13 protein-coding genes, 1 pseudogene and 1 riboswitch are annotated in these 14,701 nt (G+C 67.5%); of the genes and pseudogenes, 9 read left to right on the top strand and 5 right to left on the bottom strand.

The window, feature by feature from the left end:
- The first annotated feature begins 13 nt into the window (after positions 1 to 13).
- From AC5RWD_RS05905 to pabB, 3 genes and pseudogenes are all read left to right on the top strand, one after another.
- A complete protein-coding gene (locus tag AC5RWD_RS05905) occupies positions 14 to 637 on the top strand; it encodes a LysE family transporter (protein ID WP_494019120.1) in 624 nt (207 codons plus the stop codon).
- Between the two features lie 116 nt (positions 638 to 753).
- A pseudogene (locus AC5RWD_RS05900) lies at positions 754 to 1,263 on the top strand (low molecular weight protein-tyrosine-phosphatase); the annotation flags it as partial.
- 161 nt (positions 1,264 to 1,424) lie between these two features.
- Entirely contained in the window at positions 1,425 to 3,500 is a 2,076-nt protein-coding gene (gene pabB / locus AC5RWD_RS05895; protein WP_494019119.1) for an aminodeoxychorismate synthase component I, read from the top strand.
- An 87-nt stretch (positions 3,501 to 3,587) separates the two neighbouring features.
- Here pabB and cls read toward each other — a convergent pair whose 3' ends face one another.
- Positions 3,588 to 5,060: a cardiolipin synthase gene (gene cls / locus AC5RWD_RS05890; protein ID WP_494019208.1), complete on the bottom strand. Its 1,473-nt coding sequence runs from the start codon at positions 5,058 to 5,060 to the stop codon at positions 3,588 to 3,590.
- Between the two features lie 96 nt (positions 5,061 to 5,156).
- On the opposite strand from cls, the gene AC5RWD_RS05885 reads away from it, so the two are divergent.
- Together AC5RWD_RS05885 and AC5RWD_RS05880 are read left to right on the top strand one after the other, a co-directional pair.
- The gene (locus tag AC5RWD_RS05885; RefSeq protein WP_494019118.1) at positions 5,157 to 6,089 is read left to right on the top strand and encodes an aminodeoxychorismate lyase; all 933 of its coding nucleotides are present in this window, start codon (positions 5,157 to 5,159) and stop codon (positions 6,087 to 6,089) included.
- Positions 6,090 to 6,238: 149 nt separating this feature from the next.
- Positions 6,239 to 7,336 carry an EAL domain-containing protein gene (locus AC5RWD_RS05880; protein WP_494019117.1) on the top strand — a complete coding sequence of 366 codons (1,098 nt, stop codon included), beginning with the start codon at positions 6,239 to 6,241 and terminating at the stop codon, positions 7,334 to 7,336.
- Between the two features lies 1 nt (position 7,337).
- Here AC5RWD_RS05880 and AC5RWD_RS05875 read toward each other — a convergent pair whose 3' ends face one another.
- Genes AC5RWD_RS05875 through AC5RWD_RS05865 form a run of 3 tightly spaced genes read right to left on the bottom strand, consistent with a single transcriptional unit; the run spans position 7,338 to position 11,342 of the window.
- Positions 7,338 to 8,387, bottom strand: a complete 1,050-nt coding sequence (locus tag AC5RWD_RS05875) for a PLP-dependent cysteine synthase family protein (RefSeq protein ID WP_494019116.1) — start codon at positions 8,385 to 8,387, stop codon at positions 7,338 to 7,340.
- Positions 8,384 to 10,012 (bottom strand): aromatic amino acid ammonia-lyase, encoded by a 1,629-nt coding sequence (locus tag AC5RWD_RS05870; RefSeq protein WP_494019207.1) that lies wholly within the window; start codon positions 10,010 to 10,012, stop codon positions 8,384 to 8,386. Before AC5RWD_RS05870 ends, AC5RWD_RS05875 begins: the two co-directional genes overlap by 4 nt.
- 34 nt (positions 10,013 to 10,046) lie before the next feature.
- Entirely contained in the window at positions 10,047 to 11,342 is a 1,296-nt protein-coding gene (locus AC5RWD_RS05865) for an NtaA/DmoA family FMN-dependent monooxygenase (RefSeq protein ID WP_494019115.1), read from the bottom strand.
- Positions 11,343 to 11,549: 207 nt separating this feature from the next.
- Positions 11,550 to 11,664: riboswitch (SAM riboswitch) on the top strand.
- Positions 11,665 to 11,677: 13 nt separating this feature from the next.
- Between AC5RWD_RS05865 and AC5RWD_RS05860 the strand changes: the two genes are divergently transcribed.
- From AC5RWD_RS05860 to AC5RWD_RS05845, 4 genes are all read left to right on the top strand, one after another.
- Positions 11,678 to 11,986 (top strand): DUF1737 domain-containing protein, encoded by a 309-nt coding sequence (locus AC5RWD_RS05860; protein ID WP_494019114.1) that lies wholly within the window; start codon positions 11,678 to 11,680, stop codon positions 11,984 to 11,986.
- Positions 11,983 to 12,402 carry a rhodanese-like domain-containing protein gene (locus AC5RWD_RS05855; RefSeq protein WP_494019113.1) on the top strand — a complete coding sequence of 140 codons (420 nt, stop codon included), beginning with the start codon at positions 11,983 to 11,985 and terminating at the stop codon, positions 12,400 to 12,402. The genes AC5RWD_RS05860 and AC5RWD_RS05855 overlap by 4 nt, the downstream gene beginning before the upstream one ends.
- A gap of 1 nt (position 12,403) precedes the next feature.
- Positions 12,404 to 13,612: an O-succinylhomoserine sulfhydrylase gene (locus AC5RWD_RS05850; RefSeq protein ID WP_494019112.1), complete on the top strand. Its 1,209-nt coding sequence runs from the start codon at positions 12,404 to 12,406 to the stop codon at positions 13,610 to 13,612.
- A 318-nt stretch (positions 13,613 to 13,930) separates the two neighbouring features.
- Positions 13,931 to 14,305 carry a YegP family protein gene (locus AC5RWD_RS05845; protein ID WP_494019111.1) on the top strand — a complete coding sequence of 125 codons (375 nt, stop codon included), beginning with the start codon at positions 13,931 to 13,933 and terminating at the stop codon, positions 14,303 to 14,305.
- Between the two features lie 38 nt (positions 14,306 to 14,343).
- On the opposite strand, the gene AC5RWD_RS05840 is transcribed toward AC5RWD_RS05845, so the two are convergent.
- The gene (locus tag AC5RWD_RS05840) at positions 14,344 to 14,643 is read right to left on the bottom strand and encodes a DUF1905 domain-containing protein (protein WP_494019110.1); all 300 of its coding nucleotides are present in this window, start codon (positions 14,641 to 14,643) and stop codon (positions 14,344 to 14,346) included.
- Positions 14,644 to 14,701 lie beyond the last annotated feature (58 nt).

Raw genomic sequence — 14,701 nt, 5'->3', positions numbered from 1 at the left:
CTAAGCTTGACGGGTGCAATTCTCCCTTTGGCTGGCCCTCGCGGGCGCCGGCGTCCTCATCAGCTTCACTCCGGGCGCAGGCGCCATCAACACCATGAGCAATTCGCTGACCGCCGGCTTCAAGCGCTCCATCTGGGGCATCCTGGGGCAACAGGCCGCCCTGATTCTGCACGTCATTGTTGTTGCCCTCGGCGTGGGCGTCCTGGTTGCCGGCTCCGAGGTCGCCTTCAACGCAATCCGCTACGCCGGTGCCGCCTATTTGGTGTACCTCGGCATTCGGCAGTTCCTGCGCAAGCCGGACCTGGACCAGGAGAAGGTCGCCGCGCTCCGGAACGAGCCTGCCTGGTCCATGTTCCGCAGGGGCCTGTGGGTCAACCTGCTCAACCCCAAGGCCATCGTGTTCTTCCTGGCGTTCATGCCGCAGTTCATCCGGCCCGCCAGCCCACTCCTCCCCCAGTACGCCGTCCTTGCGGCGACCGTGGTTCTCATCGACATCCTCGTCATGTGGTTCTTCTTCGCGGCGGCGGCGAAATCGTTCCAGCGCTTTACCCACAATGCCCACGGCCAGACCGTGCTCAACAGGATTTTCGGCGTCCTGTTCGTCGCGGTGGGCGTGCTGCTGGCGTTCATCCACTAGTCCCGGCCGGGTACCTTGGCAATCTTGTGACAGGAAAATTCACGAACTTTACGAAGCCTGCTGATAATAAGGACACTTACTAGCCAAGGAGGGCCGGCATCCTCCATGCTTAGCCAATGAACTCAACGACGAGCCCATACCGCGTCATCACCGTCTGCACCGGCAACATCTGCCGCTCGCCCATGGCCGAGCTGATGCTGAGTGCCGCCTTCGCGGAAGCCGGGCTCGCCGACCTCGTGACCGTTGATTCCGCGGGCACCACCGCCTACGAGGCCGGGCGCCCCATCGACCCCCGGGCGGCACGGAAACTCACCACCCACAACCTTTCCTCGGACCGGCACATTGCACGGGAATGGCAATCCCAATGGTTCACCGAGCGGCACCTCATACTGGCGCTGGACGTGGACCACTACGGCTGGCTCCGGGCTTCCGCCCCGGACGACGAGTCGCTGTCCAGGATCCGCATGCTCCGCAGCTTCGACCCCGCCCTCGAGGACCGCGATCCGCTCGAGCAGGGCATCGAGGACCCCTGGTACGGCGGCCACGCCGACTTCGAGGCCGTATGGGACCAGGTCCAGGCCGCTGTCCCGGGCATCGTCCGCTACGTGCAGGACGCCATCAGGCAGGACGCGCTGCTTGCCGGGCGGAACGAAGCAGACACAGTCGCTGCTCCGGTCCGGATGGACGGGCACCGGACACGCAGCGGCAAGCGTCACAGCCTCGCTGCCGGCGTCAGCCCGCTTCACAACGTCCAGGTTGGGGACAGCCAGCAGGTACGCTCTATTTCATGACCCCCGCACCTGTGATCATCGCCATTGACGGGCGGTCCGGCGCAGGTAAAACCACATTGGCCATCGAACTCGCGGCCACGCTGCGGAACCACCACAAGGTCTCGCTGTTCCACCTGGAGGACATCTATCCCGGCTGGGACGGACTCTCCGCCGGCATCGAACGCTACGTCACCACGGTGCTGGCGCCCCTGAGCCGCGGCGAAGCGGCCACGTGGATAAGCTGGGACTGGAAAACCCATCACGACGGCGACCCCCGGGTCACGCTGCCCGCCGAGATCGTCATCGTGGAGGGCGTCGGGGCAGCCGCCGCCGCGGCCAGGCCGCTCCTGGACGCCGTCATCTGGGCGGACGCCCCCGACGCCGAACGCCGCACCCGGGCGCTGGCCCGCGATGGCGAGACGTACGAGCCGTACTGGGACCAGTGGGCCGGGCAGGAGGCGGAGCTCCTGGCCGCGGACGACATTCCGCGGCACGCCGACGTCCGGGTCCTCAACCGCGCGGACGGCACCGCCCCCGTGGACGCCCTGCAGGCCCTCACCTATCTGCCCGCGCTCACCAGCGCCCTGGTTCCCGAGCTGTCGTCGCGCCGCGGCCTGCGCCTGCTGGCGGAACGCATCGACGCCGGCCCTGATCCTGCCGCGCTTTTTCAGGCTTTGTGCGGGACGTCCCGGAACGCGGTCTGGCTGGACTCATCCCTGCGTTCGGCCGGCACAGCCGGTACCGGCCAGGGAACCCCCGCGGCGGAACGCAGCCGCTTCAGTATTTTGGCGGACGACGGCGGCACGTTCGGCCAGTCTGTCCTGCACAGTTCCGGAGTCACCCGGATCACCGCCGGATGCGCCACGGCCAGCGTGTCCGGCCCGTTCTTCCGCTGGCTGGAGACCGTGTGGGGACGGAAGGCGGTGCGCGGACCGGAGGCCTACCCGTGCGACTTCACGCTGGGCTGGCTGGGCTACCTCGGCTATGAGCTGAAGCGTGAAACCGGCGGGCAAGACATTCCCTCGGGCACTCCTGATGCGGGCCTGATCTTTGCCGGCCGGGCCGCCGTCCTGGACCACACGGACAACGCGGTGTGGCTGCTGGCCCTGGACGCGCCGGACGCCGCGGACTGGCTCGCCCGCGCCCGTGATGCGGTGACCGCCGCGGCTGTTGCCGGCGGCAGCAACGGCGTCGGACTTGCGGCGGAAAATGCCGCCGCGCAGGCCCACAACACGGCGCCGGCATTTGCCGGCCGGGACAGCGAGGCGAGCTACAAGCGCAAGATCGCCGAAGCACAGCACCAGATCGCCGAAGGGAATTCCTACGAGGTCTGCCTCACCACCACCCTCGAAGCGGAGGTGCGGGCGCTCGACCCGTGGGCGGCGTACCTTGCCCTCCGGCGGCAGAACCCCGCGCCGTTTGCGAGTTACCTGCGGTTTGGCGGGCTATCGGTGGCCAGCACGTCGCCGGAGCGCTTCCTGCGGATAGCGTCCGACGGCGGCATGCGTGCCGAGCCGATCAAGGGAACCCGCCGCCGGGCTGCTGACCCGGACACCGACGCCGCCCTCCGCCACGACCTGGCCACTTCCCTGAAGGACCGGGCGGAAAACATCATGATCGTGGACCTGCTCCGGAACGACCTCAGCCACTTCGCGGAGCCGGGATCAGTGACCGTCAGCCGGCTGTGCGAGATCGAAAGCTATGCCACGGTGCACCAGCTGGTGAGCACCATCGACGCTGTTCTCCTGCCCGGGTCGCCGCGGGCCGAGGCCGTGGCTGCCTGTTTCCCGGCCGGCTCGATGACCGGGGCGCCGAAGATCAGCACCATGGCCATCCTGGACCGGCTGGAGGATGGTCCGCGCGGTGTCTATTCCGGGGCGATCGGGTACTTCTCGCTGAACGGCGCCACGGATCTGGCCGTGGCGATCCGCACCCTGGTGGTGCAGGAGGACGCTCCGGGCGGAAAGGTAAGGCTCAGCCTCGGCGTCGGGGGGGCCATCACTGCCGATTCCGTGCCCCAGGACGAGTACGAGGAAATCCGCACCAAGGCCTACGGTGTGCTCTCCACCCTGGGGTCCGCCTTCCCCGATTGAGTTTTTGTCCAGATATCGCGAGCTAAAGGGCCTCCGAGCCGCGACAAATGGACAAAACTCCAGGGGTGGCGGGCTGCCGGCGCGCTTCTATTGGACCGTGGCGGTGAGGCGGGCCACGTTGTCCACGTACCTTGCCGCGAGGGGCCGGCGCATCCAGTCCTCGAGCTTCAGCTCATGGGAGATGTCGCGGTAGGTGTCCTCCACCGCGCGCATGCTGTTGACGATGTCCGCGCCCAGCAGCATCACCGAAACCTCCAGGTTCAGGGAGAAGGACCTCATGTCCATGTTGCTGGAGCCCAGGACTGCCACTTCGTCGTCGATGGTGAAGTGTTTGGCGTGGAGCACGAACGGCGCCTTGTAGAGGTAGATCCGGACGCCGGCCCGCAGCAGGGCCTCGTAGTAGGACTGCTGGGCGTGGTGGACCAGGAACTGGTCGCCCTTCTCGGAGACGAACAGTTCCACGTCCACGCCGCGCTGCGCTGCGGTGGTGATGGCGTAGAGCAGGGAGTCATCGGGCACGAAGTAGGGGCTGCAGACGGATATCCGGTGCTGCGCCGAGTAGATCAACGTGTTGAAGAGCCGGAGGTTGTTCTCCGTGGTGAAGCCGGGGCCGCTGGGCACCACCTGGGCGGTGACGCTGCCCGCCGCCGGCCCGGCGGGCAGCTGCAGCTGGTCCTCCAGTGACTCGTCCGTTTCGCTGAGCCAGTCGGTGGCAAAGACGACATTGAGGGTGGGAACTATCGGCCCCCGCAGGCACGCCATCAGCTCGATCCATTCTCGGCCGGCCTTGCGGTGCTTGGGGTTGTTGTAGGAGGGCTCGATCAGGTTCTGCGATCCCGTGAACGCGACGACGCCGTCGATCACCATGATCTTGCGGTGGTTGCGCAGGTCCGGCCGGCGCCACTGGCCGTGGATGGGCAGCAGCGGCAGCATCCGCCGCCACTGGATGCGGCTGGCCTTGAGCCGTTTCAGGAGCTTGTTGTACCCCTTCACGCGCAGCGTTCCGATGTGGTCGAACAGCACGCGGACCTGGACGCCGCGGTCCGCCGCCTCCTCGAGGGCCGTGAGGAGGTCGTCAGTGACGTGGTCCGTGCTCATGATGTAGAACTCGGCGTTGACGAAGTGCTTGGCCTTGCGGACTGCCTCGGTCATGGCGCGGATGGAGTCAGGGTAGCCGGGAAGCAGCTCCACATGGTTGCCGTCCACCAGGGGAATCGACCCGAGCCGGCGGTTGAGTTCGGCCGCGGAGAGGACCCATTCGGGGCCGGAATACTCGCTGGCGACGTCGGAAAGCGCCGCGCTGCCAGCCCGGACCCGCTCGTTGACCAGCTGCTGCTGCTCGGTGCGGCGGCGCGAGAGCCTGAAGTTGCCGAAGAGCAGGAAGAGGATCAGTCCCAGGGCAGGCACGAAGAAGATGCCCAGCAGCCAGGCCATGGCCGTGGTGGGCCGCCGGTTGCCCGGGATGATGCCCACGGCCAGCACCCTGATGACCAGGTCCACTCCGCTGAGCAGCAGGATCAGCCAGGCCGGCAGTGTTTCCGCAAGCGGAAATGGCCACAACACAGATGAAACCCCCGTTATTTCTTACCCTCGCAGCCATTCCGTATGGAGCGGTGAGGCCAGCCTATAGGGCACCGGCCGCACTAAGCTTGAGGCATGACCTCTCGTACCTCCCACACAGTGCTGGTGTTCCTGGATCCGGACTATGAGAACGGCCGGCTTGCCGACCCCGAAAAGCCGCAGCTGATGGCCACCGATCTGGGCGCCACCCGCGGTGACGGGGTGTTCGAGTCCATGCTCGCCGTCGCCGGCCACACGCGGAAGATCCAGGCACACCTGGACCGGCTGGACCGGTCGGCGCAGGCACTGGACCTGGAGATTCCGGGCCAGGACCACTGGCGCCGTGCGGTCGGGACGGGGGTCGCGGCGTTCCGCTCCGACAATCCCGCTTCCTCCCCGGAGCTGGACGAGGCTGTGGTGAAGCTCATCGTCACCCGCGGCGTCGAGGGCGCCTCCGCCCCCACCTGCTGGGTGCAGGTGTCCCCGGTGGCAGCCGCCGGCCGGCGCCAGCGCGAGACCGGCATCGACGTCATCCTCCTTGACCGCGGGTACGACAGCGATGCAGCCGAGCGTGCCCCGTGGCTGCTGCTCGGCGCCAAGACCCTGTCCTACGCGGTGAACATGGCCGCGCTGCGCCATGCCCACAAACAGGGGGCGGATGATGTCATCTTCACATCCTCGGACGGGCGCGTGCTGGAGGGCCCCACGTCCACCGTGCTGCTGGCGAACGTGGAGAAGAACGACGACGGCACAACAGTTAAGCGACTCGTCACGCCGCAGCTGGACAGCGGCATTCTCCCCGGAACCTCACAGGGCGCCCTGTTCGCCGCGGCCAAGGCCGCCGGCTGGGAACTGGGCTACGGCCCGCTGAAGCCCCAGGACCTCGCGGATGCCGACGCCGTCTGGCTGATTTCCAGCATCCGCCTCCTGGCCCCGGTCAATCACATTGACGGGCGCGAAATCGGCACGCCGGCCCTCCGTAAGCAGCTGACCGCCGAGCTGAACGAACTGTTTGCCGGCATCGAGTAACGAAATAGCACCGTTCAAAAAAATGCGGGACAAGCCGGTGCCCCGCGTTGTAGTCTTCTTCCACGGCCAACTGCCCGTACCCGCAGGGGTACTGACACGCGGTCTGGTTCCGGGCTCAGCCGGAATGAGTACGCATAAAGGAATAGCCGATGTCTTGGGACGAGAACTCCCTTCCCGCATTGACGGACTCACTACCCACGGGCCTGGGGGCCAAGGCAGCGCAGCCGGCGGACATGGGGGAGATGACTGTGCGCTGGCAAGCCCACCAGATCATCACTGAACTGCTGGCCGAATCAGATCCGGCCAGCGCGTGGACCCGCGCCCAGCTGCGCGCCCTGCTCGAAGCCCACCCGGCTAATCCCGAACACGTGCTGCTCGAGCACCTCACCGCCACCACCGAGCTGGCCAACGCCGAAAACGGCGCCGTCCCGGTGGGCGAGCCATCCCAGGCCGTGGCAGCGCCTGAGCCTGTACCCTTCACGCGGCGCAGCAGGAACCGGATTGAAGCCATCCTTGCCGACAGGATGCTGATGACCGCATTCCAGCCGATCCGCCGGCTTCCGGAAGGGCACGTGATCGGCGTCGAGGCCCTGACCCGCTTCGTCAGCGACGACGGTGCCAGCGCGGACCACTGGTTCAACGAGGCAGAGTCCGTGGGGCTGGGCACCGACCTTGAGCTCGCGGCACTGCACCGGGCCCTTTCTGCGGCGCAGGCGGTGCCCGATCACATGTTCATCGCCCTGAACCTGACGCCCGCCACATGCGCGGACCCCAGGATCCCGGGACTGCTGGAACATTCCCAGCTGGCTATGGAACGGATCGTCATCGACCTCAATGGCGCGGTCCCCCTCGAGCAGTACCCAACCCTGACGGCCGCCCTCGCCCCGCTGCGGCGCCGCGGATTGCGGATCGCCGTGAACGGCGCCGAGGTCGGCTTCACGTCCATGGACCAGGTCCTGGAACTTCACCCGGACATCATCAAGCTGGACCGGAGTTTTATTGCGGGCATTGAGGACTCCCCGGGCCAGCGCCTGAGGGCCGCGGCCATGGCCGAACTGGCCCGGTACATTGACGCCGTGGTCGGAGCCCAGGGCGTGGAGACGCCGGAGGAGCTCGAGGCCGTGACCGAACTTGGCATGGCCGCTGCGCAGGGCTACCTGCTGGGCAGGCCCTCCGTCCACCCGCTGGACTGGAATGCCTGGATCCGTTCCGAAAGCGAGACGGCCACCAGCGGCCCGGCCTCCTGACCTAGTCCTCCGCAAGATCCGTGGCCAGGCGGATGTGGTTGTCAGCCAGCCACACAGGATTGAAGGCCTTGCTCTGGTAGTTGCTGCCCGTGTCCGGTGCGATCGCCACCACCACTGACCCGGGCGGCGCCGCCCTGGCCACCCGGAGTGCTGCCGCCACCGTCAGGCCCGACGACGGCCCCAGGGACAGGCCTTCGTCGTTGAGCAGCCGGTGCAGCGTGGTGTACACCTCGTCGTTTGGAATCCGCAGGAACCGGTCCAGCAGGCCGCGGTCGAAGACCTTCGGCCAGTCGGGTTTGGGCCAGGAGTTGCCCACGCCGTCCACCAGGATCTGGCCGGGGTGCCCGCCGCTGTAGACCGAGCCGTAGGGGTCCGCGCCGATCACCTCCACGTGCCCCCCGGACTTCTCCTTGAGGTACCGTCCGTTCCCGCTGATGGTGCCGCCGGTGCCCACGCCTGCGACGAAGTGCGTCACCCGGCCCGCCGTCTGCTCCCAGATCTCCGGCGCCGTCCCCTCATAGTGCGCCCGCGGGTTGGCAGGATTGTCGAACTGCAGCGGACGCCAGGCACCGGGGATTTCGGCCGTGATCCGGGCCGCCACCGCCCGCGCGTTCTCCGGCGAATCCGAGGGCGCGCTCCAGTCGGTGAACACCACCCGTGCCCCGTACCGGTTGAGGGCCTCCAGCTTCTCCGAGGAAATGGAGTCACCCGTGACCACCACCACCGGGTGGCCGGTCAGCGCCCCGATCAGGGCGAGCCCGATTCCGGTGTTCCCGGAGGTGCTTTCCACGATGGTCCCGCCGGGCTGCAGCTCTCCGCTGCGCTCGGCCGCCCGGACCATGCTCAACGCGGTCCGGTCCTTGATGGAACCGCCGGGGTTCTCCGATTCGAGTTTGACGAAGACGGTGCTTCCCAGCCCGCGGCTCAGCACGTCCAGCGGCACTAGCGGAGTGTTGCCCACCCGTGCCAGCACCTCGTCGGCGTCCACGGCCGGGTCCAGTATGGGTACCACGTGCCTTGGCTGGCTGCCGCTTCCTGTCACAGTGGTCATGATTCTCCTCCCCCATCATCCGGGCTGGAGCCATTCGGCCCACCCGCGTCCGGTATCCGTAATTCGGGCAGCCCTGCCAGCAGCTCCCCCAGTGCAGCGCGCGCGCTGTCAACCAGCACCGCCGCCGGCAGCTGCCCGGCCAGCAGCTCCGACAGCCGCGCCACTACGGCGCCGGTGGCTGCTCCCAGCCGCCGGGTCTCCGCTTCCCGCAGATCCGTGTCCTGTGCCTCCGCCAACAGGTAGGAGGCCGTCAGCGCCTCGATGGTGAGGAGATTGGCCGCGGCCTCCACCGAGCGCTCCAGCTGCTGGAGGGCCAGCGGGGCAAGCGTGGAGTGGTCCTCGACGTCCGCGGACAGGGTGGGGGCGCCGAGGGTGGCTGGCGCCGCCAGGAACTTCAGCTCCGCCAGCAATCCCGCGGCCGAGTACCACAGCAGTCCCGGCAGGTCTTCGGACGCCAGCGGGGTGCCGGCCCGGGCCGCCTCGAGGTTGAGCTGCCGGATCAGGCGCTGCGGCGGATAGAGCTTGGCGATCCGCCGCTCGCTGCTGATTCCCACATGTGCGAGCCCCAGCCGCAGCGCCTCGAAGGCCAGGGCCAGCTGCATGGGCTGGAAGTTTCCGCCGGACACCATCCGGCCGGAGGCTATGTCCGTGAGGGGGTTATCGCCCCTGCCGTTGAGCTCCACCTCGAGCGCCCCGGCCAAGGCCGTCACTTGGCTCCGGAACGCACCATGGGTCTGCGGTGCGGCGCGGAAGGACAGGGCATCCTGGACAGATACCTGGCGCCGCGGATCCTCCAGCCAGCCGCCGCGCACCAGGCGCCGGACGTTGGCCGCCGAGACGCGCTGGCCGTCCACCGCCTTGGCAGACTGCACAGCCGGCGAGAACGGGCTGAGGTTCCCTCCGCCGTCGTACCTGGCAGTGGCCTCAAGTGACAGCGCCAGCGCGGTGTCCGCCAGATCGGCGAGCCACCGGAGGCGGCGGAGCTCCAGCGCCCCGGCGCCGATCGAATAGGAGTTGGCGCTGACCAGCGCCAGGGCCTCGCCCGGCGCCAGGACCAGCGGTTCCAGCCCGGCGGCGGTGAGCGCTTCCGCGCCGTCCTGCAGGCCGCCGTCGGGAGTCAGCGCCTGTCCCTCACCGATGGCGACGGCGGCAACGGCCGCCAGCTGGGTGAGGTCCGACGAGCCGACGGACCCGTCGCGCGGAACGGCCGGCACCACGTCCCTGTTGAGCAGCTCGGCGTAGAACCGGGCAGTCTCCGGACGCACGCCCGAGCCTCCGCGGGTGAACCCGATGAGCCTTGCCAGGATGAGGGCGCGCACTTCATCGCGGTCCAGCAGCGCGCCGACGCCGCTGTGGTGGTAGCGCACCACCTGCAGCTGGAAGTCAAGGATGGATTCCTGCTCCACGGCCGTGTCACGGCCGGAGCCGAGCAGGGTGTTCAGGCCGTAGACGCGGTGGCCGGAATCGATGGCCGCCTGCACCACCTCACGGGAGAGGCCCACGAGCTCGAGGGCTTCGGCGCTGAGGACCACCTCGACTCCGGGATCGGCGGCCGCTGCCGCCACGTCGTCGGCACGGATGTGGGCCGTGCCGATCAGGAAGGTGCCGTGCCGGAGGCCCGGCATCGGCCCGTCGTGCTCCCTGGCTCCTGTCATGGCGCTAAAAGTCCAGCAGGTTCCGGCGGAATCCGCCGTCGCCGTAGCTCGTCCGCAGCAGTCCCCGGCTCCGAAGCACCGGCGCCAGCCTGTCCAGCACGCCGTGGATGGTGGCCGGATCCACGAAGCCGGAGAAGAGGAACCCGTCGCCGCCCACTGCCGCCCCGGTTTCCTCGAGGTAGTCGGCGATTTCCTCCGCGGTGCCGATGATGCTGTCGCCGGCGCCGCCGCTGCGGGCCTGCAGGATTTGCCGCAGGGTGGAGCCCGGCGGCGCGGCCTTGGAGAAGTGCTCCAGCGTGCCCTGGTTGCTGTTGGTGCTGAGCTCCGGGAGTGGCTCGTCAAGGTCGAACTGCTTGAAGTCGATCACGGACAGATAGGAGATGGAGTTGAGCTGGCTGTCGATGTCCCGCTGCGTGAGCTCCCGGCGGGCAGCCCGCAGCTCCTCGGCTTCGGCCCGGGAACCGGTCACCGTGGGTTTGAGGACGAACAGGACCTTGACGTCGTCGGGGTTCCGGCCGGCCCCGGCAGCCTCGGCGCGGATGGAGTCCCGATACGCCTTCATGCCGTCCACGCCACGGGCAAGGGCTATGGCAACATCCGCGTTCGCACCGGCGAAGGCCTTGCCCCGCGGCGATGCCCCCGCCTGCACCAGCACCGGTTCCTCCGGCAGCGGCGCCGTGTTCAGCGGTCCCCGGACCTTGAAGAACTCCCCGTCGTGGTGGATCGGCCGGACCTTGGTGTGGTCAGCGAAGATGCCTGCCTGCGTGTCCTCAAGGATGGCGTCCGGTTCCCAGCTGCGCCAGAGCTTGCGCACAACGTCCACGAACTCCTCGGCCTTCTCGTAGCGGAGGTCGTGCTCGATCTGCTGGTCCAGCCCGTAGTTCTGCGCGGCGAGGTCGCTGCCCGAGGTCACCACGTTCCAGCCCAGCTGCCCGTTGGAGAAGTGCTGCAGCGTGGCCAGCAGCCGGGCGGCGGTGAACGGCGGATAGAAGGAGGCGCTGATGGTGGGAACAATACCGAGGTGCTCCGTGGCGGAGAGCAGGTACGGCACCAGGGCCAGCGGATCGTGCTTCGGCGCAAAGGACGCCTGCGCCAGCGAGACCTCCGCGCTGCCGCCATAGGTGTCGGGGACGGTGAGCGAATCCTCGATGATGAACAGGTCCAGCCCGGCCCGTTCGAACTCCCGGACCGCATGCTGGTAGGGGGCGGGCTTCTTCCAGTCATAACCGATTCCGTAGCCGGGCGTCCCCCAGCCCTGAACCCCGAAGCCATGGCCCACAAACCATCCAAAGTGCAGCATGGGAGTCACTGTATTCGCGGGCGAATCATTCACTGCAGCCTGGTTTCATCCGGCGTTACGGCGGGTCATCTCCCGTCATTATCCTCCCGGCCACCGGCTTTGTAACCGCAGCGCGTCGATTGCCCTGACCGGCAGTGTCCGGATGCGTTACGGAAGATGACGGCGGCGGCGGTGCGCACCGCCGCCGTCAGTGTTACGTTTTTGGGGAGTAATGAGTACCGGCATTAAGCCCTGACTGGCCGGTCGGCAACCCTCCTTCCACGGCGGGGTGCCTCAGGTGAATACTCGGCATATCGACCACTTCGAGCTGCAAGCGTGAGAAAAGGAGATCCGTCATGTCAGACGCCCCCACCGTTGCAACACTGCCGTCCCAGCAGGATAAACCTGAGGAAAAGCTGTCCTACCGCCTGGTCACGGGTCCGGACGACCGCGCATTCTGTGAGCGCATCTCGGCCGCCCTGGCCGAGGGATACGTCCTGCACGGCAGCCCTGCCGCAACCTTCAACGGCACCACTGTCATCGTGGCCCAGGCCCTCATCCTGCCTGCCGCCATCGCGTCCGCAGATGCTGCCGTCGCCACCGCCGTGGACCGGCTGGACTCCGACGACGACCTTAGCGAAGAAGCCTACGAGGGCCACGCATGAGCTACGCCGGAGACCTCACCCCGCAGGACGCGTGGGCCAGGCTCGAGCAGGGTGCCGTTCTGGTGGACGTGCGGACCGAGGGTGAATGGGCGCACATCGGCATCCCGGAAACCGCGTCCGCGAACGATCAGCGGAATGATCCGCTGTTCATCCAGTGGACCTTTCCCGGCGGCATTCCCAACCCCGACTTCATCGAGCAGCTGAAGCAGCAGGCGCCTGAGGACACCCGGGTGGAGCTGCTGTTCCTGTGCCGCTCCGGCCAGCGCTCCATCGCCGCGGCCATCGCCGCCACCCAGGCCGGTTTCACCGCCTACAACGTCCTCGAAGGCTTCGAGGGCGAACCCGACCGCTACGGTGAGCGCACCGTGAACGGCTGGAAGAACCGCGGCCTGCCGACGAACCTGGGAAAGAACTAAGTTGACCTTTAATCACGACGCCGCCGGCTGGAGCCCGGACACCCAGGCCGTCCGCGGCGGGCTTGACCGCACCAATTTCCAAGAGACCACCGAGCCTGTCTTCCTGAACTCCGGCTTTGTTTACGAGTCCGCCGCTGCCGCCGAACGCGCCTTCACCGGCGAGGATGAGCGCTTCGTCTACTCGCGCTACGGCAACCCGTCCGTGGCCACCTTCCAGGAACGGCTCCGGCTGCTGGAAGGCACGGAGGCATGCTTTGCGACGGCGTCCGGCATGTCCGCTGTGTTCACCGCCCTTGGCGCGCTGCTCGCGGCCGGGGACCGCGTGGTCGCCAGCCGTTCCCTGTTCGGCTCCTGCTTCGTGATCCTTAACGAAATCCTGCCGCGCTGGGGTGTGGAGACCGTGTTCGTGGACGGTCCGGACCTCGAGCAGTGGCGTGTGGCCCTCTCGGTGCCCACCACGGCCGTCTTCTTCGAATCCCCGTCCAACCCCATGCAGGAAATCGTGGACATCGCAGCGGTCAGCGAGCTCGCCCACGCCGCCGGCGCCAAGGTGGTGGCGGACAACGTCTTCGCCACCCCGCTGCTGCAGCGCTGCGGAGACCTGGGCGCCGACGTGGTGGTCTACTCCGGCACCAAGCACATCGACGGCCAGGGCCGGGTGATGGGCGGCGCCATCCTGGGCACCAAGGAATTCATCGACGGGCCGGTCAAGCAGCTCATGCGCCACACCGGCCCGGCGCTTTCCTCGTTCAACGCCTGGGTGCTCACCAAGGGCCTGGAGACCATGGCGCTCCGCGTGAACCACTCCTCCGCCACGGCGCTGCGCCTGGCCGAATGGCTGGAGACCCAGCCCGCCGTCAACTGGGTCAAGTACCCGCTGCTCAAATCGCACCCACAGTTCGAACTGGCGGCCAAGCAGATGAAGGCCGGCGGCACCGTCCTGACGCTGGAGCTTGCGACGACGGCAGGCCAGTCGGGCAAGGAAGCCGCCTTTGCGCTGCTGGACGCCCTGAAAATCATTGACATCTCCAACAACCTGGGCGACGCCAAATCCCTGATCACCCACCCCGCCACCACAACGCACCGGGCCATGGGGCCCGAAGGACGCGCCGCGATCGGACTGAGCGACGGGGTGGTGCGGCTGTCCGTGGGCCTGGAAGATGCGGATGACCTCATCGCGGACCTGGAGCAGGCTCTCAAGCAGATCTGAGTTTTTGCGGCCCTTCGTCGTCCGGCTATTACTTCCCATGGCGGGCTTTGAACGTGGGTTGTGCTGCGCGTCCGTTCGTTTCGGCTGTCCTTGAGAACGAGGCTGCGGCGCGGTTTAGTGGGTGGGCAGGCAGGGTTTACCCAGGGTTTACACGGATGGTCTTGTGAGGCTCCGTGCGCACTGGGCAGACTCGAATAACACCGATGAACCGATGAAACCCCTGTTGGTTCAGCACCACCCAAGGACAGACGCAGCGATGCGTTCGGGGCTGCGGCCGCGAAGACGCTGCGCGCAGCCTCCCTGACCGGAAGGACCGCCATGGCCGGAGTATTTGAAGTTTTTGTTGATGCAGAGTCCCAGTTCCGGTTCCGGCTGAAGGCCCCCAATGGAATCGTCCTCGCAATCTCCGCACCGTTCGAGGACAAGCGTGCGGCCGCGGCCGCAATCGCCGACGTACGCGAATGCGCCGGGACGGGGCTCATCACTGATCTCTCCCCGGCTGGACCCCAGGTCACGGCCCAGCCCGCGGAGCACCCGCGTGCGAAGCCGCAGGTACCTGCCCAGACGCCTTTGTCAGCACGGGCAGACCACCGAAGGCAGGGCTTCGGCACCAAGCGCACGGCGTCGGATGCCACCGGAACGCCGCTGCGCAGGCCAGCAGCGGCGCCTGCCCGCTGGACCGGGGCGGCCTAGCCGCCGTCGCCACATGGTGCCTTTGGGCTGACTGGCTCCTAGTTGCCGACGATCAGCCGGACCTCGACGTCGTCCCCCGCGGTTATGTGGGCCGCCATCCGCACGGCCTTCTTGACCGGCAGCAGGTACGAGCCGCTGCCGGCGTCCGGAAAGACCGAGGTCTGCCACTGATGGCCGGCGATGTGTGCCGTCACCTTCACCGAGCCGAACCCCTTGCGGTGACCCGCGGACTCCTCGTGGATCTCCTCCGAAATGTCCACCGGCAACGTAATGAAGTGCCAGGCGGCTTCGCCCGGGTAGAGCCACAGCTGCGCACGAAAGGCATAGGTCTCAGCCACGGACTGAGTATGGCACGCGTAACAGGAAGCCGGACGGTTTTACTTAGGTAAGCCTTAA

The sequence above is a fragment of the Arthrobacter sp. CMU6 genome, from assembly GCF_059090205.1.
Note: the sequence above shows the minus strand (reverse complement) of the source record. Positions and strands in the feature narration are given on the sequence as shown.